At 67.5% G+C, this 22,147-nt stretch carries 18 protein-coding genes; 4 read left to right on the top strand and 14 right to left on the bottom strand.

The window, feature by feature from the left end; genetic code table 11:
- Window positions 1-9 precede the first annotated feature (9 nt).
- Both tssK and tssJ read right to left on the bottom strand, forming a co-directional pair.
- Window positions 10-1,416 carry a type VI secretion system baseplate subunit TssK gene (gene tssK / locus AC5LXK_RS23955; RefSeq protein WP_493393952.1) on the bottom strand — a complete coding sequence of 469 codons (1,407 nt, stop codon included), beginning with the start codon at window positions 1,414-1,416 and terminating at the stop codon, window positions 10-12.
- Window positions 1,413-1,928 carry a type VI secretion system lipoprotein TssJ gene (gene tssJ / locus AC5LXK_RS23960; protein ID WP_493393953.1) on the bottom strand — a complete coding sequence of 172 codons (516 nt, stop codon included), beginning with the start codon at window positions 1,926-1,928 and terminating at the stop codon, window positions 1,413-1,415. The genes tssK and tssJ overlap by 4 nt, the downstream gene beginning before the upstream one ends.
- Before the next feature lie 630 nt (window positions 1,929-2,558).
- Here tssJ and AC5LXK_RS23965 point away from each other — a divergent pair.
- Window positions 2,559-2,945, top strand: coding sequence for a TssQ family T6SS-associated lipoprotein (locus AC5LXK_RS23965; protein WP_493393954.1), 387 nt, complete (start codon window positions 2,559-2,561; stop codon window positions 2,943-2,945).
- 48 nt (window positions 2,946-2,993) lie between these two features.
- Entirely contained in the window at window positions 2,994-4,436 is a 1,443-nt protein-coding gene (tagH, locus tag AC5LXK_RS23970; RefSeq protein ID WP_493393955.1) for a type VI secretion system-associated FHA domain protein TagH, read from the top strand.
- A 58-nt stretch (window positions 4,437-4,494) separates the two neighbouring features.
- Here the strand turns inward: tagH and AC5LXK_RS23975 are convergent, their stop codons facing one another.
- The 8 genes from AC5LXK_RS23975 to AC5LXK_RS24010 all read right to left on the bottom strand — a co-directional run bounded on the left by AC5LXK_RS23975 (window position 4,495) and on the right by AC5LXK_RS24010 (window position 13,234).
- The gene (locus AC5LXK_RS23975; RefSeq protein ID WP_493393956.1) at window positions 4,495-4,866 is read right to left on the bottom strand and encodes a DUF4430 domain-containing protein; all 372 of its coding nucleotides are present in this window, start codon (window positions 4,864-4,866) and stop codon (window positions 4,495-4,497) included.
- A 346-nt stretch (window positions 4,867-5,212) separates the two neighbouring features.
- Entirely contained in the window at window positions 5,213-6,658 is a 1,446-nt protein-coding gene (locus AC5LXK_RS23980; protein ID WP_493393957.1) for an NAD-dependent succinate-semialdehyde dehydrogenase, read from the bottom strand.
- Window positions 6,659-6,812: 154 nt separating this feature from the next.
- Window positions 6,813-8,111, bottom strand: a complete 1,299-nt coding sequence (locus AC5LXK_RS23985) for a c-type cytochrome (protein ID WP_493393958.1) — start codon at window positions 8,109-8,111, stop codon at window positions 6,813-6,815.
- Between the two features lie 15 nt (window positions 8,112-8,126).
- On the bottom strand, window positions 8,127-10,346 hold the full coding sequence (locus tag AC5LXK_RS23990) for a xanthine dehydrogenase family protein molybdopterin-binding subunit (RefSeq protein WP_493393959.1): 2,220 nt from the start codon (window positions 10,344-10,346) through the stop codon (window positions 8,127-8,129).
- 1 nt (window position 10,347) lies between these two features.
- Window positions 10,348-10,803, bottom strand: coding sequence for a (2Fe-2S)-binding protein (locus AC5LXK_RS23995; protein WP_493384351.1), 456 nt, complete (start codon window positions 10,801-10,803; stop codon window positions 10,348-10,350).
- A gap of 132 nt (window positions 10,804-10,935) precedes the next feature.
- Window positions 10,936-11,235 (bottom strand): putative quinol monooxygenase, encoded by a 300-nt coding sequence (locus tag AC5LXK_RS24000; RefSeq protein ID WP_006482784.1) that lies wholly within the window; start codon window positions 11,233-11,235, stop codon window positions 10,936-10,938.
- A 99-nt stretch (window positions 11,236-11,334) separates the two neighbouring features.
- Entirely contained in the window at window positions 11,335-12,378 is a 1,044-nt protein-coding gene (gene curA, locus AC5LXK_RS24005) for an NADPH-dependent curcumin/dihydrocurcumin reductase (protein WP_493393960.1), read from the bottom strand.
- Between the two features lie 235 nt (window positions 12,379-12,613).
- The gene (locus tag AC5LXK_RS24010) at window positions 12,614-13,234 is read right to left on the bottom strand and encodes a TetR/AcrR family transcriptional regulator (protein WP_493393961.1); all 621 of its coding nucleotides are present in this window, start codon (window positions 13,232-13,234) and stop codon (window positions 12,614-12,616) included.
- A gap of 309 nt (window positions 13,235-13,543) precedes the next feature.
- Here AC5LXK_RS24010 and AC5LXK_RS24015 point away from each other — a divergent pair, with 309 nt between their 5' ends.
- Window positions 13,544-15,118, top strand: a complete 1,575-nt coding sequence (locus AC5LXK_RS24015) for a hypothetical protein (RefSeq protein ID WP_493393962.1) — start codon at window positions 13,544-13,546, stop codon at window positions 15,116-15,118.
- 106 nt (window positions 15,119-15,224) lie between these two features.
- Here AC5LXK_RS24015 and AC5LXK_RS24020 read toward each other — a convergent pair whose 3' ends face one another.
- On the bottom strand, window positions 15,225-16,244 hold the full coding sequence (locus tag AC5LXK_RS24020; protein ID WP_493394042.1) for a DNA-binding protein: 1,020 nt from the start codon (window positions 16,242-16,244) through the stop codon (window positions 15,225-15,227).
- Window positions 16,245-16,785: 541 nt separating this feature from the next.
- The gene (locus AC5LXK_RS24025; RefSeq protein ID WP_493393963.1) at window positions 16,786-17,604 is read right to left on the bottom strand and encodes a phage tail tip lysozyme; all 819 of its coding nucleotides are present in this window, start codon (window positions 17,602-17,604) and stop codon (window positions 16,786-16,788) included.
- Between the two features lie 308 nt (window positions 17,605-17,912).
- Between AC5LXK_RS24025 and AC5LXK_RS24030 the strand changes: the two genes are divergently transcribed.
- Complete coding sequence (locus tag AC5LXK_RS24030; RefSeq protein ID WP_493393964.1) at window positions 17,913-18,794, top strand: hypothetical protein; 882 nt, start codon at window positions 17,913-17,915, stop codon at window positions 18,792-18,794.
- A 56-nt stretch (window positions 18,795-18,850) separates the two neighbouring features.
- Here AC5LXK_RS24030 and sctC read toward each other — a convergent pair whose 3' ends face one another.
- Window positions 18,851-20,626 (bottom strand): type III secretion system outer membrane ring subunit SctC, encoded by a 1,776-nt coding sequence (gene sctC / locus AC5LXK_RS24035; RefSeq protein WP_493393965.1) that lies wholly within the window; start codon window positions 20,624-20,626, stop codon window positions 18,851-18,853.
- Between the two features lie 42 nt (window positions 20,627-20,668).
- Window positions 20,669-22,132, bottom strand: a complete 1,464-nt coding sequence (locus tag AC5LXK_RS24040; protein WP_493393966.1) for a helix-turn-helix transcriptional regulator — start codon at window positions 22,130-22,132, stop codon at window positions 20,669-20,671.
- Between the last annotated feature and the right edge of the window lie 15 nt (window positions 22,133-22,147).

The raw sequence follows: 22,147 nt of genomic DNA on the forward strand, positions 1-22,147 counted from the left end.
GCCCCGCCCTTATCCGCGTATCGCCCAGAATTCCATCGAGAGCCCGGGGAATTCGCCGGCAAAATGAAATGCGAGACCGCCGGAGCGCGCCAGCTGCTTCCACAGGTCGCTGCCCTTGTCGATCTCGAAGTACGTATGGCCCGCGTGATACGGGATCTGTCGAGGCGCGACCGGCAGCTGGCGCATCGTGATGCCCGGCAGCTGCAACTGCACGAGATCGCGGATCCGCTCGACGGGCCCGAGCTTCGCCTGCGCGGGAAAACGCGTGCGCAGGCTGTCGGCCGGCACGTCCGCGCGCACCGCCAGCACGAAGCCCGCCGTGTCGCGCAGCGCGGGATCGGCGAGCGTCGCGACGCGAATCCCGTTGCCCGCATCACGCAGCTCGATCTGGATCGCGTTTTGTTCCAGCACGGTCGACAGCGACCGGCGCAGTTCCGTCATCAGTTCCGCGAAGCTCGTGCGCAGGTCGTCGTGCACGTACACCGCGAGCGACTGCGGGCGCCGCCCGGCCGCCGTGAACGTGCTCAGGTCGCACGCGAGCTTCAACCAGTCGCAGAACAGCGCTTCCGGATGCGTCGACACATGCTGCTGCGCATGCCAGGTCAGCGCAAGATAGCGATTCACGAGCTGCAGCAGCAGGAAATCCGCGACTTCCGACACGCCGCCGCGCCCCGGTTCCGACAGCCGTTCCCCAAGCGCCTCGCTGCGCTGCGTGAGCAGCCCGTGCAGTTCGCGCGCGTACGCGAGCAGCACGGGATCGTGCTGTGCGACGAGCCGCGGCGGAATATAGCCGTCGTCGACCAGCAGCCGTGCATCGGTGCGCCGCTCGACGATCCGCGCGACGCCGAGCGCGTGCCAGTCGCCGGTCAGCTCGGCTTCGAGCATCAGCCGCACGTTCAGGCGGCCCGTCTGCAGCAGCGCGGGTCCGAGCGCGACCGCGTTCGCATCGGCCACCTCGTATTCGCGCACCACGTAGCGTGCGACGTCCGCGTCGGCGCTTGCGCTGCCCGTCCCGCTTCCGCCGTTCGCGGCGCCTGCGCCGAACGACACTTCCTCGCCGCCGCCGCGCCACAGCGGCAGTGCGAGCACGACGAGCTGGTCTTTCGCGTCGGCCGGCACGTCGAACGGCTCCGGGAGATCGTCCGGATGCGACAGGTCGAACGGCGTGCCGTCGCGCATCACGCCCGACGCGGCACGCAGCGCGACCTTGCCGAGCGCCAGTTGCTCGCGATCGAGCTCCAGCGCGTCGAAGCCCCAGTAGAAGCCCTGCAGCGGCAGGCAGCGCAATGCGACATAGCGTTCCCAGTGCCGTTCCAGCTGCTGGAAATGCTGCGGGCGCAGGAACATCCCCTCGGTCCACACCACGCGCTGGCGGAGCGCCGCGACCGGCGTCGCGGACATCGTCGGTTCGGTCATGGGCGCCCCTGCGGAGTGTTCAGCGCGATGCCACCGTTTCTCACCGCGATCGACAGCTTCAGTTCGCCTGGCGACGTCTGCCAGAATTTGTACAGATTGAGTTGTTTCGCGCGCGGCAGCGGTACCGTCAGCCGCCAGCGGTTCTTTTCGAGCATCCGGTATTCGGCGATGACGCCGATCGCGCCGGCCTCGACATTGCCGCGATAGTGCAGCGTGCGCGATTCGCCCGGCCGCAGGATCACGCGGTCGGTGCCGAGCAGGTCCGCGCCGAGCACGTTCTCGGGCTTGTCCTGCAGCGCGAAGAAATCCGCGCTGTCGAAACTCGACGCCGCGCGAAGCTGGAACACCTTCAGCACGATCGGTGACGGCTTGCGATTCATGTCGGGATTGACGTCGGTGGCGACGTCAACCGTGATCGCATACGGGACCGCGGCCGCGTGCTCCGTCGCGCCGCACCCCGGTAACAGCAATACGCATCCCCATACGATGAACGTGCTCGACCGCCATTGCATATTTCACCCTCGCCACCCAATAGCCATCCGCCGGCTGCCGAGTTCGGAGCCGATCGACCGGATTAAAAAAGGGACAATAAATCAACCGGTAATTATGTGACTGGCATATCCTTCCATTGAAACGGGTATCGGCAAATTGTTCTTGTCTTAAGCCGGGTCAAATCATTCAGGGTTTTTGAAAGTTGATTTGGCGAGATGACAGGTAATTGAATTGAAATTGATCATTTGACGGAAAAATTAATTCGACCGGTTCGCGTGGGCGGCCCGGTTCTATTGGGTTGATGTCTTTCGGACGCTCGCGCGGGTGCGCGCCGGCCGGCCGCCTGGCAACGGGCGGGCGCGGCGCTGGCGATGTGCCAGGCTGTTCGTGTTGCCCGAACGGATGTCCCGTTTTTTTGGCATTGACACGCTCAGGCCAAACAACTGACGAATCCGAAAAACACAGCGAACTATAGGCCGTTTTTCCGGATTAACAAGCACTGAGATTCGTAGTCTATTTCCAGGCTGAAATCGAATCGGACCGGCTATATGAAACAAAACGTAACAGCCATATCGACTCCGATGATTGGCACTAGAATCCAACAGCACTTGTGCGCCCACATCCAATTACGCGAATTCTTAATTTCAATAATGAAAGGCCGTGCATCGATTGTTCTTTTCCTCGGCGCATTGCTGCTGGGGGCCGGCGGATGCAGCACGTCGCCGACGCAGTCGGCCGCGCATGCAACGGTCGACAGCGCGCGTGCCGCGTACGCGGCCGGCGATTACGGGCGCACGATCGCGCTGTTGAGCCATGCGAAGGAGGTCGACAGCGCCGACGTCGACACCCAGGTCGCGGCGCACAAGCTCCTTGCGTTCAGCTATTGCGTGACGAACCGCGTCACGCAATGCCGCGCCGAGTTCTCGAAGATTCTCGACCTCAACCCGCGCTTCGACTTGTCCCCTGCCGAGAAGGGGCATCCGATCTGGGGGCCCGCGTTCGAATTCGCGCGCCGCAGACATGCGTCGTCGTCCTGAACGAGACGACTGCCACGCAAGCGCGTCATCCACCGAGCGACGTATGACATGCAATTGATCGTGATCGAACATGCCGGCGAACCGGTCGAAAACGACTCCTACGACGCCGTCGTGTTTCATCCGCCGGGCGGCACCATCGGCCGCGCCAACGACAACCACCTGGTGCTGCACGACGACACCCGGCAGATTTCGCGGCTGCAGGCGCTGCTGCAGGTCGGCGACGATGCCTGCCTGCTGAAGAACCTGAGCAGCGTATCGACGATCGAGGTGAACCGCGAGCCGGTCGGCTATGCGCAGGAGCGCCCGCTCAACACGGGTGACATCATCCGTATCGGGCCTTATGTGTTGCGCGCGGAACGCGACGACGGCGGCGATGCGCCGGTTATCGACATTGCACCTCCTCCCGATGGGCGGGCCGACCTGCGGGACGCGCGGGCGTCAGCCGTCCCCGCGCAGCCGTCGCCTTCGCGCATCGATACGAAAGGCGCCGGCAACCGGCTGTGGGCGCTGCTCCAGGATCGTCTCGCGCCGCGCACCCGGTCGGATGCCGACACCCGGCCGGGCGGGCCTGCACGTGCGGACGCACCGCAACCTGCGCATCATGCCGCGCAGGCCGCCTCGTCCGGACCGTCGCCGCGCGACCTGAACCAGTTGTCGACCGATCCGCTCGACCTGTTCGCGCAGTCGTCGGCCGCGCCTGGTGCATCGGGTGCGGCGGCGCAACCCGGGCGCGGCAACGCGGATCGCGACGCGTCGCATGCGGCGCAGGCCGACCACGCGCCCGAGTGGACCCAGCACGTGCGCGTGCAGCCGGCGGCCGCGCGCACCGACGCACGGCCGGCCGACGAACCGGCGCCGCATGCCGCGCGAGCGACGCCTGCCCCGCCGACGCCGGATGAACTGCTGAGCGCATTCTTCGAAGGTGCGGGGCTCGACGTGGCCGCCGAATCGCACCAGTGGTCGGCCGAACAGCTGTACATCGCCGGGCAACTGCTCGCGCTGTTCGCGAACGGCACCGTCGAGCTGCTGTCGTCGCGCAGCATCCTGAAGCGCGAGGTGAAAGCGCACATGACGATGCTGCTCGATCGCGAGAACAATCCGCTGAAGCTGCTGCCCGACGGCGGCGCGGTGCTGCGGCAGATGTTCGGGCTGCCGTTGCCGGGCTTCATGTCGCCGCAGAGCGCGGTCAGCGACGCGTTCCAGGATCTGCACGCGCACCAGATCGGCATGGTCGCCGGCATGCGCGCCGCGCTGATGGATCTGCTCACGCGCTTTTCGCCGCAACGGCTGCGCGAGCGCGACGATGCGGTGCGCTGGTACGAGAAGCGCGTGCCCGCGCTGTACAAGGCAAGGATGTGGGATCGCTACGCGGCGACCCATCGCGATACGGTGTTCGCGATCGAGGACGACTTCGCGTCGGTGTTCGGCAAGGCGTTCCTGGCCGCGTACGACGCGGAAGTGGAAAGTTATCGCGGCAGCGGGCGGCATTAACCCGCGGCCCAGGCGGGAAGACGATTCGCCTTCCCGCCGGTGCCGCGCCCGTCAGCCGTCAGGCCAGCGGCGGGTGAACCGCCTGCTTCAGGCCGCTCGAATAGTGCTTGTAGTCCCAGGCCACGCTGTCGCCGGGTTTCAGGGTGTAGACGGCGCAGGAGACGTCGGGCATCTGGCCGTTGACGAAATACACCCACCAATAGCCGTTTCCGCCCTGGTTCGCTTCCACGCCGCCCAGCGCCGTCACGAACAGGCTGGCGCCTGATCCCTGCGCTTGCGGGTTGAGGGCGGGCGACACGCCGTCGGCGGTCAGGAGATCGAAGACGGTCGTCACGCCGGGCGCGATCGCGATGTTGTCGTTCGCTTGCCAGGGTGGCGCGTGAAATTCGGCCCCCCAGTCGACGAATTGATTTGCTGCGGCATTGGCCATGACGATATCTCCGTAGTGGTGGTTGACCGAACTGCTCCCGCTTCGTGTTGTGCGTTGTTCGTGGAAAGCGCAGGGTCCAGCCCCGGGTGTCGGACAGTCATGGGGCCGCGTGCCGGTCGCCCGATCACGCTCGCCGCCTTTCAGTTTTCGTACGGTCGTCGTTCTTCCGCTGCCGGCGTGCGGCTACCGTCCGGGATGGCTCGTCGCCATATTGATCAGAGGATAGGCGATGAGCCGATGCTTCGCCAGGCGTCCGGATGGCGGGCCGCGTCCGTTGCGGGCCCGAAAAAAAACCGCCGCTCCCGACGGACGCGGGAGCGGCGGCATCGCGGCGTACGGCCGGCCGTCAGACGGCCATCACCGTCACCGATTTCGTGACGAGGTACGGTTCCAGCGCTTCCGGCCCGCCTTCCGAACCGTAGCCCGAATCCTTCACGCCGCCGAACGGCATTTCCGGCCACGGCGTCGCCGGCTGGTTGATCCACAGCATGCCGACTTCCATGCGCTGCGTGAGCAGGTGCACGTTCGCGAACGAGCGCGTGAACGCGTAGCCGGCCAGACCGAACGGCAGACGGTTCGCTTCGGCGATCGCGTCCTCGAGCTTGTCGAAGCCGCGGATCGCCGCGACCGGGCCGAACGGCTCGTTGTTGAACACGTCGGCCTCGAGTGGCACGTTCGCGATCACGGTCGGGGCGAAGAAGTTGCCTTCCGAGCCGATCCGCTCGCCGCCCGTCTCGATGCTCGCGCCGACCTTGCGCGCGTTGTCGACGACCGATGCCATCGCGGTGAGGCGGCGCGGGTTCGCGAGCGCGCCGAGCGTCGTGCCTTCCTCGAGGCCGTTACCGACCTTCAGCCCTTCGGCGTGCTTGACCAGCGCACGCGTGAATTCGTCGCGGATGCTGTTGTGCACGAGGAAGCGCGTCGGCGAAATGCAGACCTGCCCCGCGTTGCGGAACTTCGCGCCGCCGGCGGCCTTCACCGCGAGCGCGACGTCGGCATCCTCGGCGACGATCACCGGCGCGTGGCCGCCCAGCTCCATCGTCGCGCGCTTCATGTGCAGGCCGGCCATCGACGCGAGCTGCTTGCCGACCGGCGTCGAACCCGTGAACGTGACCTTGCGGATCACCGGGTGCGGAATCAGGTACGACGAAATTTCGGCCGGATCGCCGAACACGAGGCCGATCACGCCGGCCGGCACGCCCGCGTCGACGAACGCGCGCAGCAGCGCGGCCGGCGATGCCGGGGTTTCTTCCGGCGCCTTCACGAGGAACGAACAGCCGGTCGCGAGCGCGGCGCTCAGCTTGCGCACGACCTGGTTGACCGGGAAATTCCACGGCGTGAACGCGGCGACCGGGCCGACCGGCTCCTTCACGACCGTCTGCTGCGCAGCGAGGTTGCGCGGCGGCACGATCCGGCCGTACACGCGGCGGCCTTCGTCCGCGAACCATTCGATGATGTCGGCCGCCGACAGCACTTCGACGCGCGCTTCGGTGAGCGGCTTGCCCTGCTCCTGCGTCATCAGCTGCGCGATCGCGTCGGCGCGCTCGCGCACCAGCGCGGCCGCCTTGCGCATCGTCGCCGCGCGTTCGTGCGCGGGCACCTTGCGCCATGCTTCGAAACCGCGTTGCGCGGCGGCGAGCGCGCGATCGAGATCGGCGATGCCCGCGTGGGCCACCTTGCCGATCGGCTTGCCCGTCGCCGGGTTCACGACGTCGATCGTCTTGCCGCTCGCGGCGTCGACCCACTCGCCGTCGATCAGCAGTTGCGTATCCGTATAAGTCACGTTAGCCATCCAGACACCCCTACATTTGCGTCGATAAAACGCGCGCTGCCGCGAACGGCCGCACGCAGGTTGACAGAAAGAGCTTTGCCGCCGGGACAGGCATGCACCCGGCGGCATCGACATCGGGCACGGCCGCCCGGCGTCGTTCCGCATCGCGCCGCGCTCAGTGCGCGGCCGCCGTTGCCTTGCGGAGTTTCGCGACGTCCGCCGCCTGCACGGCCGGCGCGCCGTTGTTCCAGCCGGCGCGCATGAACGTCAGCACGTCGGCGATCTGCCGGTCGTTCAGCTGGTTCGAGAACGCCGGCATCGGATACGCGGACGGCACGCCGCCGATCACGAGCGTGTCGCTGCCGTTCAGCGTCACGTTGATTAGCGACGACGCATCGGCCTCGAGCACGTTCGGATTGCCGGCGAGCGGCGCGAGCAGCGGCGCGTAGCCGCGCCCGTCCACCCCGTGGCAATGCAGGCAGTAAGCGTTATACACCTTCGCGCCCGGATCGGCAGCCGGCCGGCCCAGCGCCGCTTGCGTCGCCTTCGGATCGTAGCTGTAGGGCGGCGCCCCCGTGCCGCCTGCGGCCGGCAGCGATTTCAGGTAGCGCGACATCGCGGCCAGATCGTCGTCGGTCAGCCCCTGCGTGCTGTGGTTGATCACGCTCACCATCGAGCCGAACGCGGTTGCATGCCGGTTCGCGCCGGTCTTCAGGAACTGCGCGACGTCGGCGTCGCTCCAGCGGCCGAGCCCCGTGTTGTGCTCGCCGGTCAGGTTCGACGCGAACCAGTTGTCGATCGGCGCGCCCGACAGGTATGCCGCGCCGCCTTCGTCCAGCGCCTTCTCCTGGAAGCCGACGCCGCGCGGCGTGTGGCACGACCCGCAGTGCCCGAGCCCCTGCACGAGATAGGCGCCGCGGTTCCACATCGCGTCCTTCGCCGGCTTGTCGGCATAAGGCGTCGTGTCGAGGAACACCATGTTCCACAACGCGAGCGGCCAGCGCATGTTGAGCGGCCACGGGATGTCGGACGGCCGGTTCGCCTGCTTCACCGGTTCGACGCCGTGCATGAAGTACGCATACAGCGCCTTCACGTCGTCGTCCTTCAGCTTCGCATACGACGGATACGGCATCGCCGGATACAGGTTGTGACCGTCCTTCGCGACACCCTTGCGCAGCGCGCCGGCGAACTCGGCTTCCGTGTAGCCGCCGATGCCGGTTTCCGGGTCGGGCGTGATGTTGGTCGTGTAGATCGCGCCCATCGGCGTGACCATCTTCAGGCCGCCCGCGAACGGCGTGCCGCGCGGCGCGGTGTGGCACGCGATGCAGTCGCCGGCTTTCGCGAGATACGCGCCGCGCGCGACGAGCGCGCTGTCGGCCGGCACCGTTCCGGCGGCGTGGGCGGCCGTGCCGGCCAGCAGCGCGGACAGGGCCAGCAGCGAGGTGCGGAGCATGTTCAGGGTGAGGTTTTGCATGATCGTCGCCTCCCCTCAAGCCGTCTTCAGCTGGTTGCCGACCGGCAGCTTGCGCAGCCGCGTGCCGGTGGCCGCGAAGATCGCGTTCGACAGCGCCGCCGCGGTCGCGGCCGTGCCCGGCTCGCCGATCCCGCCCGGCGCTTCGCCGCTCTTCACCAGATGCACCTCGATCGGCGGCGTCTCGTTGATCCGCATCATCCGGTAGTCGGTGAAGTTGGTCTGCACGACGCGGCCGTCCTCGATCGTGATCTCGCCGTACAGCGCGCCGGTGATCCCGAAGATGATGCCGCCCTGCACCTGGGCCTCGATCGTGTTCGGATTCACGAACATCCCGCAATCGACCGCGCACACGACGCGCTTGACCTGCACCTCGCCGCCGTCCACCGCGACGTCGATGACGATCGAGAAGAAACTGCCGAACGCGTGCATCACCGATACGCCGCGCCCTTGCCCCTTCGGCAGTGACGCGCCCCAGCCGGCGGCCTTCGTCGCGACGTCGAGCACGTTGCGGGCGCGCGGCGTCTTGCCGAGCAGTGCGCGGCGGTATTGCACCGGGTCGGTCTTGGTCTGCGCGGCCAGTTCGTCGATGAAGCTCTCGACGACGAACGTGCCCCGGGTCGGCCCGACGCCGCGCCAGAACGCGGTCGGCACGTGGCGCGGCTCCTGCCGCACGTAGTCGACGAGCTGGTTCGGCAGGTCGTACGGCAGTTCGGCCGCGACCTCCACGGCATCGGGATCGATGCCGTTCTGGAACGCGGGCGGCGCGAAGCGCGCCATGATCGACGAGCCGACGATCCGGTGCTGCCACGCGACCGGCTTGCCGTTCGCGTCGAGGCCGGCCGAGATCCTGTCGTAGTAACACGGCCGGTACATGTCGTGCTGGACATCTTCCTCGCGCGTCCAGATCACCTTCACCGGTGCGTTGACCTGTTTGCCGATCTTCACGGCCTGGCCGACCATGTCCGTTTCGAGTCGCCGGCCGAACCCGCCGCCGAGCAGATGGTTGTGCACGACGATCTTGTCCGGCGACAGCCCGGTGAGCTGCTGCGCCGTGTCGCGTACCCGGGTCGGCACCTGCGTGCCGACCCAGATCTCGCAGCCGTCGCCGCGTACGTGCACGGTGCAGTTCACGGGTTCCATCGTCGCGTGCGCGAGCAACGGCTGTTCGTAGACGGCGTCGACGCGCGTCTTCGCGTTCGCGAATGCGTGGCCGACGTCGCCTTCCTTGCGGGCGACCGCGCCCTTGCCGTTCGCCGCCGCCTGCGCGAGATCCGCGAACAGATCCTTGGTCGACACCTTCGCGCCTGCGCCCTCGTTCCACTTCACGACGAGTGCCGAGGCGCCGCGTTTCGCGGCCCACGTGTGATCGCCGATCACCGCGACCGCGTTGTCGACGCGTACGACCTGGCGCACGCCGGGAATCTTCTTCGCGGCCGTGTCGTCGACGCTCGCGACCGTGCCGCCGAACACCGGGCTGTTCACGATCACCGCGTACAGCATGCCGGGCACCCGCACGTCGAGCCCGAACTGCGCGGTGCCGTCGACCTTCTCGGGCGAATCGAGGCGCTTCGCGGGCGTGCCGATCAGCTTGAAATCTTCCGGCTTCTTCAGCGCGACGTCCTTCGGTACCGGCAGCTTCGCCGCGGCGTCGGCCAGCTGGCCGTACGACGCGCGCCGGCCGCTCGGCGGATGCTGCACTTCGCCGTTCGCCGCGCGGCAGCTGGCCGGATCGACATTCCATTGCTTCGCGGCCGCCGCGACCAGCAGCGTGCGCGCCGTCGCGCCCGCACGGCGCATCGGCTCCCATGCGTAGCGTATCGACGTCGAGCCGCCGGTCAGCTGGCCGCCGAGCAGCGGATCGAGGAACAGCTTCTCGTTCGGCGGCGCGTGATCGAGCGTCACGCTCGACAGCGGCACTTCGAGTTCCTCGGCGATCAGCATCGGCAGCGACGTATAGACACCCTGCCCCATCTCGACCTTCGGCATCACCAGCGTGACCTTGCCGGCGCGGTCGATCTGCACGAACGCGTTCGGTGCGAATACGCCGGGCTGCGCGGGCTCGGTTGCGTCGCCGCCGATCACCGAGCGCCGCGCGTCGTCGCCCGCTGCCGGCAGGCTGAAGCCGAGCAGCAATCCGCCGCCCGCTGCCGCGCCGAGCGACATGCCGAGTTTCAGAAACGACCGACGCGACACGCCCGCGCCGGCCCGACCTGCTTCGATCAGTCCTCGCGACATGTCACGCCTCCTTGGCGGCTTGCTTCACGGCCGCGCGAATCCGGTTGTACGTGCCGCAGCGGCAGATGTTGCCGGCCATGGCCGCGTCGATGTCGTCGTCGCTCGGGTTCGGGTTCGACGCGATCAGCGCGGTGGCGGCCATCACCTGCCCCGACTGGCAGTAGCCGCACTGGACGACATCGAGCTCGCGCCACGCCTGCTGGACCTTGTGGCCGGCCGGCGTCGCGCCGACGGCTTCGATCGTCGTGATCTTGCGGCCCGCGACGGCCGCGACCGGCAGCACGCACGAGCGCGCGGCGACGCCGTCGAGGTGTACAGTGCACGCGCCGCATTGCGCGATCCCGCAGCCGAACTTCGTGCCGGTGAGGCCGACGACGTCGCGCAGCACCCAGAGCAGGGGCATGTCGTCGGGGGCGTCGACCGTGCGGGTTTCGCCGTTGATGTTGAGGGTGACCATTCAGCCTCCGGGCCGGTGTATTGGGGAAGCGGCGCGGACGATGCACCGCGCCGTGTTGTCATCGCCGTCGCGCGATGCGCGACGGGTGCCGCACGGCCCGGGTGGGGGCGAGCCGCGGCGGTCAAGCGGGTGTTACTCGGCCACGTCGATGCCGGACAGCACCTTGATGACCGGCGGCGCCGTGAACCAGTCGGCCGACTTCGTACGGAATTCGCCGAAATACGGGCTGGCGAGGTGTGCGTCGAACGCGGCCTGGTCGTCGTAGATCTCGTACAGGTGCAGGTTCGGCGAGCCGTCCTGTTCGCGGAACAGGTCGTAGCGACGGTTGCCCGGTTCGGTGCGCGTCTTCGCGACCATGCTGCGCAGTTCGGCCTCGGCGGCCTGCGCGTGTTCGGGTTTCAGGAACAGGGAAGCAATTACGTGAAGCGCCATCGTGTCACTCCTTTCGAAACGGAATCGGAAAAGCCGTCCGCCGGTGTCGTGCGACGCCGGCGGGCGGCCGTGTGTTGCAAGCCAGCCGGTGCCGTCGTGTCAGGCCAGTTCGTCCGGGCCCACGCGCACGACGACCTTGCCGAAATTCTTGCCGGCGAGCAAGCCGATCAGTGCGTCGGGCGCGTCGGCGAGATCGGGGATGATGTCCTCGCGCGTCTTGACCTTGCCCTGCGCGACCCATTCGCTCATGTCCTTCAGGAACGGCGCATAGCCGGTGGCATAGTGATCGAGAATGATGAACCCCTGCACGCGGATGCGCTTGCGCAGGATCGTCGACATCAGCAGCGGTACGCGATCGGGGCCGGCCGGCAGTTCGGTGTCGTTGTAGTGCGCGATGACGCCGCAGACGGGCACGCGCGCCTGCTCGTTCAGCAACGGCCACACCGCATCGAACACGGCGCCGCCGACGTTCTCGAAATAGACGTCGATGCCGTTCGGGCACGCGTCCTTCAGCTTCGCGGCAAACGCCGGATCGCGATGGTCGACGCATGCGTCGAAGCCGAGCGTGTCGGTCACGAACGCGCACTTGTCGGCCCCGCCCGCGACGCCGACCACGCGGCAGCCCTTCAGCTTCGCGATCTGGCCGACCACCGCGCCGACCGCGCCGCTCGCGGCCGCGACGACCACGGTTTCACCGGCCTTCGGTTCGCCGATCTTCAGCAGCCCGGTGTACGCGGTGAAGCCCGGCATGCCGAGCACGCCGAGCGCGTACGACGGATGCGCGAAGTCGCGGCCGAGCGGGATCAGGTCGCGGCCGTCGGACAGTGCGTAGTCCTGCCAGCCGGCACCGGCGACGACGAGATCGCCTTCGCGGAACGCGGGCAGGTTCGACGACACGACGCGGCTGACCGTGCCGCCGACCATCGGCTGGCCGAGTTCGGCCGGCGCCGCATAGGACGGCGCGTCGCTCATCCGGCCGCGCATGTACGGGTCGAGCGACAGCCAGACTGTGCGCAGCAGCACCTGGCTGGCGCCGGGCGTCGGCACGTCACCGGTTTCGGCCCGGAAGTTGTCCGGCGTCGGCGCGCCGACCGGGCGCGATTGCAGGATGATCTGGCGGTTTGCGGTCTTGCTTTGCGGCATGTAAGCCTCCGTCAACAGAAAGGGACGTGCCTCGTGGGCACGATCGGATCAGGGATGGACCAGCAGGAAGTGCGCGCCAGAGGCGGCGTCGGCGATCAGGCCGTCGCGGTCGCAGGCAGGCGGTTGGAGCAATCGGGACAGCGTAACGCGGAGCAAGGCGTTCGTCATGGGGTGATTGAGTAGACCAGTCGTCTAGAGATAGGGCAAAAACAAGGCGCGCCCAAGCGCGCCCGGATTACGACTGCGCTCCATCGTGCGCAACCGGCGGCAGGTTCAGCATGCGCCGCGTTTCGATCATCGCCCTCTCCAGCGGTTTGCGGTTGCGGTGAATCTTTTCCAGCAGCGTTGCGCCGAGCCACAGCTCGTACAGGATCGCGGCCGTGTGCGGCGGATCGTCGACCGCGCGCAGCGAGCCGTCGGCGAGCGCGGCCTCGATGCCGCCCGCAAGCCGCTCGATGATCTGGCTGGTGCCGCGCCGCAGCACCGCGCGCATCGCTTCCGACAGGTCCGACACTTCCGCGCCGAGCTTCACGGCGAGGCACTTGCCTTCCGGATCGTCCGTGCACTGCGTGTCCAGCCAGTTGCCCCAGTACGTCATCAGGCGCTCGGCGCCGGTGCCGGCCCGAGGCTTGAACAGGTTGTCGAGATGCGCGAGATAGCCTTCGAAATACGATTCGAGCAGCGCTTCGCCGAATGCCTCTTTCGAGCCGAAGTAATGGTAGAACGAGCCCTTCGGGATGCCCGCCGCGGCGAGAATCTCGTTCAGACCGACCGCCGAAAACCCCTTGAGGAGCATGATCGGCTTCGCGATATTCAGGATGTGCTGGCGGACTTCCGCGCCTGAAGATGCATTCATGATGGCGTATGGTAGCAACGATTAGACCGGTCGTCTAGTAACGTCGGACCGGCAGGTTGAGCGGCACTTTACCCGATCCCCGTCGCGCGCCCAATGCCTGGCCGGCGATCCCCCTCGCCTGCGCGTGCACGACTGCGGGCGCGGCGTCACATCAATGCCTCGGTTTCGTCGCAGGCATTTCACCGATCTCCCGCATAAATACGTGCGGCGCACGCGTCGGCGAACGCCGAAACGCAGCTGCCGTTGCACACGTGTGCAATACTCCAGACCGTCGTTGCCTCCTCCCGAACCCGTGACCAGGAACGCCCCATGACCGCTTCGAAACCCACCCGCCCGGCCGCGCCGAATCGCCGCCGCTTCATCCAGCGCGGCGCCGCGCTGACCCTGTCGCCGCTCGTCGGCACGCTGGCCGCCTGCGGCGGCGACGGCAATACGACGACGTCCGCATCGTCGTTCGCCGCGACCGGCGCCGCGAATACGTCCGCGCGCAGCTACGGCATCGCCGATCGCTCGATCACGATCAACGTCGTCAATGCGATCCCGTCGTCGACGCTCGCGTTCGGCAGCGCGGCGAGCCAGAGCGGCTCGACGCCGCAAGCGTCGCAAGCGCTGATCGCGACCGGGCAGTCGACAGCCGTCAGTGCGTCGAACAGCTGGGGCGATTGCACGGGATCGTTCAACCTCGCCGGCGGCGACGCGTCGTTTGCGATTGCGTACACGCATCCGTTCGGATCGCAACCGACCACCGTCAGCGTCACGCCGTCGGCCGGCTACGTATCGGGCGCCGACGCCGCGACGTTTCCCGGCCACGACTCGGTCGCGAATCTCAACCTGTATCGCGGCGTCGCGACCGCGAACGGCGCGTGGGTCGTCCCGCTCGCGCAGCTCGCGACGCCGCCGGCCAACAACTGCCAGGATTTCGCGAACAGCATGTTCGGCAGCAACGTGCGCACGGCCGCGGCGATTCAGTCCGCTTACCAGAGCACGGGTACGCTCGGTTACGTGCCGCCCGCCGATTTCACCGGCGGCCAGCTCGCGAGTTTCGTCGCGCAATGGGTGCGGCGCTGGCAGAACGGCGCGTCGTACACCGTGTTGCCCGGCGCCGATGCGCAACTCATCGATGCACTGAAGCAGTACGTCTCGAGCGCATCGAACGCGGGCCCGCTGACAATGTGGGTGCCGCAGATCGCGTGGCAGGCCGGCACGGACCCGGCAGTCTTCGCGCTGACGGGCTATCGCGCGTTTCCGTTCGTCGATGCGCAAGGCAACTGGGTGGCGGCGACGCTGTCCGCATTCCTGACGCTGCTGGCAGCCGGCTCGCACCTCGTCGCCATCAGCGCGACCAGCGACCTGCCCGCAGGTGTCACGATGCAGGCTTTCGACAGTTTCATGGGGGCGAGCGGGCTGACGACGTCGACGGATATCGGCAACTCGCACTACGCATCGGTGCTGAACACGACGGGCCGCTATTACCTGAGCGTCGGCAGCGATTTCGCGCCGGCGAACTGCGGGCTGATCCTGTCGTTCCTGTACGGGCGCACGGTGAACAACCTGCTCGCGGGCGCCGGTACGTACAACACGTTCATCCAGCTCGAAGGCTGGCAGGCCGGCGGCTCGCGTCACAACGCCGACTATGCGACGTATCAGCAGACGTTGTGGAACATCTCGACGTACGGCGCATCCGCATACAGCGAGAAGCGCGCGACGTCGATTTTCCTCGCACCGGCCGGCTGGACGCCGCAGGTCTATCAGACGACGCGGATGATGCCGTACGTCGGTGCGTATGCGCAGTCGAACGGGACACCGCAGGGCTGGCTGAATACGTCGCTCGTGACGATTCCGGCGGATGCGCCGCCGCTGCCTTCGCGATACGTGCTGAGCTGAGTCGAACCGGCAGGCGGGCATTCCGGCGCGCGGCATCTCGCCGGCACGGTTGCCTGCCCTGCTTCTCGCGTGCGTTGCCGGTTGACGCACGCTTTCGATTTTGTTGTCAGCGCGACGCTTCGTCGGCGCGCTTTCTCGTGCGCGCGCGGCGCTCGCTCCGTTCGGCAGCCGGCGCCGTCCTGGCGCCGCGCAACGGTGGCCGCCGCACGAGCGCCGTCATCTCCCGCCGCAGCGCATCGAGTTCCTTGCCGCGCGCGGCATCGGTCGCCAGCGCGCCGTCGAGTTGCCCCTGAAGCACGCCGCATCGATGCAGCGCGTCGCCGAGCTGGGCCTGCAGCGCGGTCGTGTCCTTGCGCTGCTGCGCATCGCGTTGTTCCGCGCGCGAGGTCGTCGCGTCGAATTCCTTTTGCAATCGCGTGGCCGCGAGCCGCTCGCGATCGATTTCCTGAAGCGCCCGTTTCTCCGATGCGCGCAAGCGCTCCTCGGCACGGCCCGCGTCGTCGCGCAGCCGGTCGAGCTGGGTGGTGAAATCCGCGCGGGCCTGAGCGAGTGCGCGGTCGCCTTCCGCGTTGTCGGCGTTCAGGCGCTCGATGTCCGCTTGCAGTGCTTGCCGCGACGCTTCGTCGGCCGCTCTTGCCTGCTCCAGCTCCTGAATGCGGACCTGCGCGGCCAGCAGTGCGGCCGTACGTTGCTCCAGCGCGGTTTCGGTGCGGGCCAGTTCGGCCTGCAGCGCGGCCACCGACGCTTGCGCCGCTGCCCGCTCGGCTTCGACTTCCGCACGCAACGCATCGAGTGCGGCGGCCGCGTCGGTGCTCGACCGGTTCCACAGCGCCGCGACCAGTTCGCCGGCCGCCGCCTGTAGATCGGCCGGCAGGTCGGGATGCTCGATGCGCACGCGGCTCTTTTCCCGCAGCTCGGCCCAGAACTCGCCGAGGACGGCCGTCGGCGTGCTCATGCTGCCCTTGCGAACGAGCTGGTACAGGCGGTTCGCCGTAGGCGTGATGCCGAAGCGGAAGAACAGCAGCGCGCAGGCTTCGCGGTACAGCTCGCGGGTTTTCGGGAAGTCGGCCTTGAGGCGCTCGATTTCCGCGGTCAGGCGGGGTTCGTCGGCAGCGAGATCGGACATGGCGGGTTTCGTCGGTAATTTCGAAAATAATATAACGTAAACCGTTAAATTTCCTATCATCCGAATCTTATGATTTGACATTATTTCTATAATGTTGAATCTGGAGTGCCCTCGGAGCCCCGCCCGTCGTTTGTGATGGTTGAGGTCGACCCAACAGGAACAGGCTCGTGGAATGGAATGCTCTTGCCGTAGCAAAAGGCATGTCAGCCAACGGGAAATGTCGGACGGTGCGACAGCTGGAAGCCCTGTCGCATTGCCGAATGGCACCGCTGCGACGGGTATGCGTCCCGTCGTTGTTGAACGGGCGCGTGTCACGCCCCTAGGCGGTCCGGCTGGGCGCCGCCGCTCTATCGGAGGATGCGGACGATGTCCCGTGTGGCGCCCGTGTGCCGCCTGGCGTCACACCGCAGGCCGGCTGGGCCGTCGCCGGTCACGATTGCGGCGGGTGTGCCGCCGCGGCAATCGCGGCTCGGGCCGAACTGACGTTGGGCGGATAAACGGGCCGCCACCCTGCTCCGGTGCACCGAACGGCGAATACGGCTCAGAGGCCTTCTTTCAGGAAGTTCTGCGCGTACTGGAGCCGGTTGTCCATCTGCGGATCGGTCGCCTGCTCGTAGTCGGTGTCCCAGACCTGGGCGGCCTGCGATACGCTCGTCGAATTCTTCAGGTCCGTGATCGTCCTGCTGTACGGGCCGTCGAGCTCCTGGTTCATGTAGCCGATGTTCGCGTCGAGGCTGCCCGGATCGAGGTTGTGCTGCTTCGCATACGCGATCTCGCCCTGCTTGCGTGTACCGCCCCATTGCGCGAGGCCCCAGCCGTTCGCGTTGTCGTCCGCGAAGTTGCCCGACGGCGCGCCTTCGGTGCCGCCCTGGTTGACGTTCGACTTCAGTCCGCTTTCCTGCTGCAGGTTGCCGAGCACGCCCGCGATCTGGGTGTCGTTCAATCCGTAGCGGCTGCGCAGGTCGTCCGCGATCGCGTTCGCCGCGCTGCCGCCGGTGTTCGCGGGTTGGGTCGACGCGTGTTGAACCGGCGGTTGCTGGCCGCCGGGTTGCCCGTTGTTTTGGACGGGCGGCGCATCGGTATTGGCCGGCGGCGCATTGACCGCGTTCATCGTGAACGGAAGCGGTGAATTGCCGTCTCCGCTGCTGTCGTCGTTCCCGAACGACAGCGGCGGGTTCGTGTTCCCGCTGCCCGCCGACTGCGTACCGTCCACGGCTGATGACTGCTTGATCGCGGCGAACACCGCCTGCAGGATCTGCTCGAGCTGGGCCAGCACCTGCATGATTTCAGCGCGATTCGAGCCGGAATCCTGCGCCGGGTCGATACTCGTCGAGCCGTTGAAACTCACTGACAAGGACATGACAGCCTCCCTCCGGGGATCGCGTGACCGGTTGTTCCCGAGCACTATAGGCAGGCGCCGCGACGACGCGCGCGAACGATGCGAAGTGCGTGACGGCTTTCCGAATCGGGATGGCCCGGCTCGCGACCGCGCGGCGCTTCGCGTCGCGTGCCGGCGTTTCGTGTCGCGCGGCCTGCGCGCGGTCGCGACGCATACAGTGGAACGATCGCCGGCGCCTGCCGCCGGCATACGGGACCGGCCGGGTTCGGCCGGTGCACACGGCGACGCGGCGGCAACGGCCGCGCCTACAACCTGTGGACACGGCGATCATGATCACCATCACACTCCAGGGGAATGCCCCGACCGGCCAGGCGGACCCGACGCGCGACACGTCGTCGGCGGATAACCCAGCGTCGCAGCAGATCGCGCAGATCATCCAGGAGCTGATGGCGGCGCTCAAGAGCATCCTGTCCGGGCAGAGCGGCGACGATTCGTCGTCCTCCCCGCCCGTGGGCCGCACCGGCCAGTCGGCGCCGCCGTTGGCCGACTACAGCGCGCAGCCTCAGTCCCAGCCATCCAATGGCCAGAACGTGCCGGTTGACCAGAACACGCAGAATCAAGACACCGGGAATCCGCCTGCCGACGGCGTACCCGCAGGCACGTCGGCCAAACGGTCCACGAACCCGGGCGGCGTGGCGCAGGCCGGCGCGATCGACGGCACCGATCCGGCGTCGACGAAGGTCGTCAACACGGGCACGGGCAATGACAAGACCTTCAACGTCACCAACAACACGAACCGGCCCGAGTCGTTCACCTACTCCGTGCAAGGCCAGAACAAGGCGACCGTCACGCTCGCGCCGGGCCAGACCGGAACCTTCGTCGCCGGCTCGCATGACATCGGCGTGCGGATTTCGCCGTCCGACGCGAACGGCAACACGCATCCGGACGAAGTGCTGTACGAGGACGGCGGCGCCGACAACGGCCAGGCGTCCGGCGCCGGCAATCCGGACGTCAGCAAGGTGGACGGCGACAAGGATTTCGCCGGCAACGACGAGAACATGACGGTGACGCTGTCCGACGGCCGCACCGCCGGCGACGGCGACGCGATCCGGCCGTACATGTATTCGACCGACGACGCGGCCGCGATGGGCCTGGCGGGCGATCCGAGCAAGACGGTCAACATCGTGATGTCCGACCGGAACAAGGCCTGACGAGCGCCCGCCGCGGGGCGCCGCCTGCATCGACGGCGCCGCGCGTATCCGCCGGGTCAGAAGCGGATGATCCGCGGCGTCAGCAGGAACACGCGTTCCATGTGCTTGTGCGACCGGTCGGTATTCCGGAACAGCGCACCGAGCAGCGGGATCTTCGACACCCACGGCACCTGTGCGACGCCGTTCGAATCGTTGTCGGTGCTGTAGCCGGCGATCAGCAGGCTCTCCCCCTCGCCGACGAACGCCTGCGTGTTGATCTCGCTGCTGGTGATCACCGGCAGCGTATCCACCTTGTCGCCGGTGAGCTGGCCGTCCTCGATGTGCACGTCGAGCTTGATCCGCGTCGTGCCGTCGTTCTTGTCATGCACGACCATCGGCAGCACGCGCAGCGACACGCCGGTCGACACCGAATAGAGATCGCCGGACGTATAGCCCTGCACGCGCACGAAGAAGCGCGTCTTGTTGTCCATCACCGCCTCGACGTTGTCGAGCGTTGCGACCTTCGGGCTCGAGTCGATCCGCGCTTGCGACGTCGATTCCATCGCCGTGATCCGCGCGAGCAGATAGCGTCCCGCGTTGCCGAGCACCGCCGTGATCGCACCGCCGACCGGCGTGGCCGAAACGGCCGTGGTGCCGTCGGACAGTGTCGTCACGCCGAAGTTGGGATTGATGTTGCCGTTGTAGCCGTTCTGCTGCAGCGTGCCGGAGCCGGTCTGCAGGTCGACGTGGCTGTTGTGCGCGCGCCAGTCCACGCCGATCTGCCGCAGCAGGTCGTCGTCGATCTCGATGATGTGCGCCTCGATCTCGATCAGGTTGGGACGCGCGTCGAGCTTCTCGATCAGCGGCGCATACATCCCGATGCGCTGCGGCGTGTCGCGCACCAGCACGGAATTGGTCGTCGGGTCGGCTTCCACGACGGGCAGGCTCTGGTCGCCCGGCCCGGGATCCGCCGCACCGCCCGGCGTGCCGTCGGACACTGCGCCGTTCTTGCCGCTGCCCGACTGGCCGCCGCCGAGCAGCCCGCTGACCAGGCTGCGCGACGCGTCGCCGCCGGCCATGCCCGGCGGCAGCGGCGGCATCGGCGAACCGCCGGTGGTGCCGCCGCTCGCGTCGGCCATCGGTGACAGCCGCTGCATGCCGCCGATCGTCTGCGGCGACAGGTTGCCCGTCGAGCCGCCCTGCTGGGGGTGATAGAGATTCGACACGACCGTCGCCACGCCCGGCACGACGACGTTCTTGCCGTCGAGCTGGACCTTGTGGTCGGCCGCCCACGCGCTGCTCAGCTTGAACGCGCGCACGACCGTCCCGTTCGAGCGCTGCATGTTCTCGTCGAGATGCTTCGCGACGCCGGCCACCATCTGCACGTACTGCGGCGGGCCGCTGATGATCACGGTCCGCGCACCGCTGTCGTAGGTCAGCGGATAGCGCTTGTCGTCGAGGCGCATGCCGCGCAGCGTCGTATTGAGATCGCTGATCGACGCGTTGTCGAGCCGGATGATCTGCCGCGTGACGTCGTTCGCATTGCTGATCGACATCACGCTGCCGTCGTAGAACCACACGAAGCCGAAGGTCGCGGCGAGCGTGTCGAGAATGCGTTGGGGCGGCATGTCGAAGCGCCCGGTCACGGTTCCGGTGACGTTGTCGGCGATCGATGCCGTCACGCCCTGGCTCGCGAGCAGGTCGCGCAGCACGTCCTTCAGGTCCTTGCCTTCGGCCGTGACGTGCGCGACGCTGCTGCGCCAGCGCACCGCGTCCGCATGCGCCGCCGCCGTCGCGCCCATGCCGATCACCCACACGGCCCACGCCGCGCAAAATATCGCCTTCGATCTCATCGCTGTCGCGCACCCCGTCGTTGAAGGAAAAAATCCGTCTGTTTATCGTTCGAGCGTGTGGGACGGCGCTTCGTCGAACTGCTTCCGATAGCCGTTGATCAGCGTCGAGCGGTTTTGCACGCCCCAGCGGCTCGCGGTGGCGAGTACGCCGCCGTCGGACGCCGAGCCGTCCACCAGCTCGGAACGGATGCGTTCCATGCGCTGGCGGCGAATCAGCTCGGTCGGGGACATGTTGAGGAATTTCTTGAACGCGCTCTGCAGCGCGCGTTCGGTCACGCCGACTTCGGCGGCGATGTCGCGCACGGACAGATCCGCGTGTTCGAGGTTGTCGAGCAGGAAGCTGTACGCGCGGCGGTAGCGCGCGGGCAGTCGCGCGCTGATGTCGTCGAGCTGCGACGTCTCGCGGATCTTGCGTTCGAGAAACGGCACGCGTGCCGACAGCGCCTCGCGCAGGCATTCCATCGAAGTCAGCGCGTAACGGCTGTAGAACTGCTGCGCATCCTTCATCCGGCCCTGTGCCTGGCGCGTCTTGGCCACGCAATACAGGTATTCGATCTGCCGGTGCCCGGCGACGCCGGCCTGCGCCGCGCCGTACAGCGGCTCGAGGATCATGTCGGCGGCCTGCGCGGCGTCGCACGCGAGCATCGCGAGCGCGATCTCGAGCCGCAGCGTGCGCTGGTAGTCGTGCAGGTGGTGGTCGCGCGCCCAGTTCACGTGCTTGAGCAGCGCGTCGACCGCGCTCCGGTCGGCGCCGGTCGCGCTGCGCAGCCGGGCCAGGTAGTCGATGCGGGCGCGCAGTACCGGCGTGTGCACGCACGCGGCGTCGATGCCGCTTTGTTCGCTGTCCAGGTACGCGTGCACCGACGCGCGCGCGGCGCGGCCGTGCATCGAGCCGGACTGCCAGTAGACGTGATCCTGCAGCGGCGCGGACGAGCGCAGCGCGCACTGCATCGCGATGTCGAGTTTCAGCGCGGCGAGCAGCTCGTGCCATTCCGGCGGCGTCGGCTCCGGTGCATGGCGGGCCAGCTCGCGCAACTCGTCCAGTTCGTCCAGTGCCTCGATCACGCGCCCCAGTTCGTAGAGCACGCATACGATGCCGACGCGCACCTCGATCACGCGGTTGACCGGAATGTCGTCCTCGTCCGCCGCACGGCCGAAGCACGCGAGCGCGGTGTTGAGCCGGTGACGGAAGAATGCCTGCCATGCCGTGTTGCGGCAGGATTCCGCGCGCATGGCCTGGCGCGATGCGCCGCTCAGGCGCTGCGCGGCGCGATAGGCCTCCTCGGCCTCCACGTCGCCGCCCGTGAGCAACTGCATGTCGGCGTGCAGTTGAAGGCCGTGCGGCGAATGGTCCGGCGTATCGGCCCCGTCCGCCCAGCGGCTCGCGAGCTGCCGGGCGACGCCGATGTCGCCGTTGAAAAGCATTGCGCCAAAACGCTCCCGTCCCGACGCGAAATCCGGGGTACCCAGATACGCGGCGAGCGGGAAATACAGTGTCGAGAACATGTCGTGCTCCAGTGC

The sequence above is a fragment of the Burkholderia pulmonis genome, assembly GCF_984667975.1.

What these genes read in the sequence shown, in the direction of transcription:
- tagH (WP_493393955.1), top strand. Translation starts at nt 2,994, where the DNA reads ATGCAATTGATCGTGATCGAACATGCCGGCGAACCGGTCGAAAACGAC.
- AC5LXK_RS23985 (WP_493393958.1), bottom strand. Translation starts at nt 8,111, where the DNA reads ATGCAAAACCTCACCCTGAACATGCTCCGCACCTCGCTGCTGGCCCTG.
- tssK (WP_493393952.1), bottom strand. Translation starts at nt 1,416, where the DNA reads ATGACCGAACCGACGATGTCCGCGACGCCGGTCGCGGCGCTCCGCCAG.
- AC5LXK_RS24010 (WP_493393961.1), bottom strand. Translation starts at nt 13,234, where the DNA reads ATGAATGCATCTTCAGGCGCGGAAGTCCGCCAGCACATCCTGAATATC.
- AC5LXK_RS23975 (WP_493393956.1), bottom strand. Translation starts at nt 4,866, where the DNA reads ATGGCCAATGCCGCAGCAAATCAATTCGTCGACTGGGGGGCCGAATTT.
- AC5LXK_RS24025 (WP_493393963.1), bottom strand. Translation starts at nt 17,604, where the DNA reads ATGTCCTTGTCAGTGAGTTTCAACGGCTCGACGAGTATCGACCCGGCG.
- AC5LXK_RS24020 (WP_493394042.1), bottom strand. Translation starts at nt 16,244, where the DNA reads ATGTCCGATCTCGCTGCCGACGAACCCCGCCTGACCGCGGAAATCGAG.
- AC5LXK_RS23965 (WP_493393954.1), top strand. Translation starts at nt 2,559, where the DNA reads ATGAAAGGCCGTGCATCGATTGTTCTTTTCCTCGGCGCATTGCTGCTG.
- AC5LXK_RS23990 (WP_493393959.1), bottom strand. Translation starts at nt 10,346, where the DNA reads ATGTCGCGAGGACTGATCGAAGCAGGTCGGGCCGGCGCGGGCGTGTCG.
- AC5LXK_RS23995 (WP_493384351.1), bottom strand. Translation starts at nt 10,803, where the DNA reads ATGGTCACCCTCAACATCAACGGCGAAACCCGCACGGTCGACGCCCCC.
- AC5LXK_RS24015 (WP_493393962.1), top strand. Translation starts at nt 13,544, where the DNA reads ATGACCGCTTCGAAACCCACCCGCCCGGCCGCGCCGAATCGCCGCCGC.
- AC5LXK_RS23980 (WP_493393957.1), bottom strand. Translation starts at nt 6,658, where the DNA reads ATGGCTAACGTGACTTATACGGATACGCAACTGCTGATCGACGGCGAG.
- sctC (WP_493393965.1), bottom strand. Translation starts at nt 20,626, where the DNA reads ATGAGATCGAAGGCGATATTTTGCGCGGCGTGGGCCGTGTGGGTGATC.
- tssJ (WP_493393953.1), bottom strand. Translation starts at nt 1,928, where the DNA reads ATGCAATGGCGGTCGAGCACGTTCATCGTATGGGGATGCGTATTGCTG.
- AC5LXK_RS24030 (WP_493393964.1), top strand. Translation starts at nt 17,913, where the DNA reads ATGATCACCATCACACTCCAGGGGAATGCCCCGACCGGCCAGGCGGAC.
- AC5LXK_RS24000 (WP_006482784.1), bottom strand. Translation starts at nt 11,235, where the DNA reads ATGGCGCTTCACGTAATTGCTTCCCTGTTCCTGAAACCCGAACACGCG.
- AC5LXK_RS24040 (WP_493393966.1), bottom strand. Translation starts at nt 22,132, where the DNA reads ATGTTCTCGACACTGTATTTCCCGCTCGCCGCGTATCTGGGTACCCCG.
- curA (WP_493393960.1), bottom strand. Translation starts at nt 12,378, where the DNA reads ATGCCGCAAAGCAAGACCGCAAACCGCCAGATCATCCTGCAATCGCGC.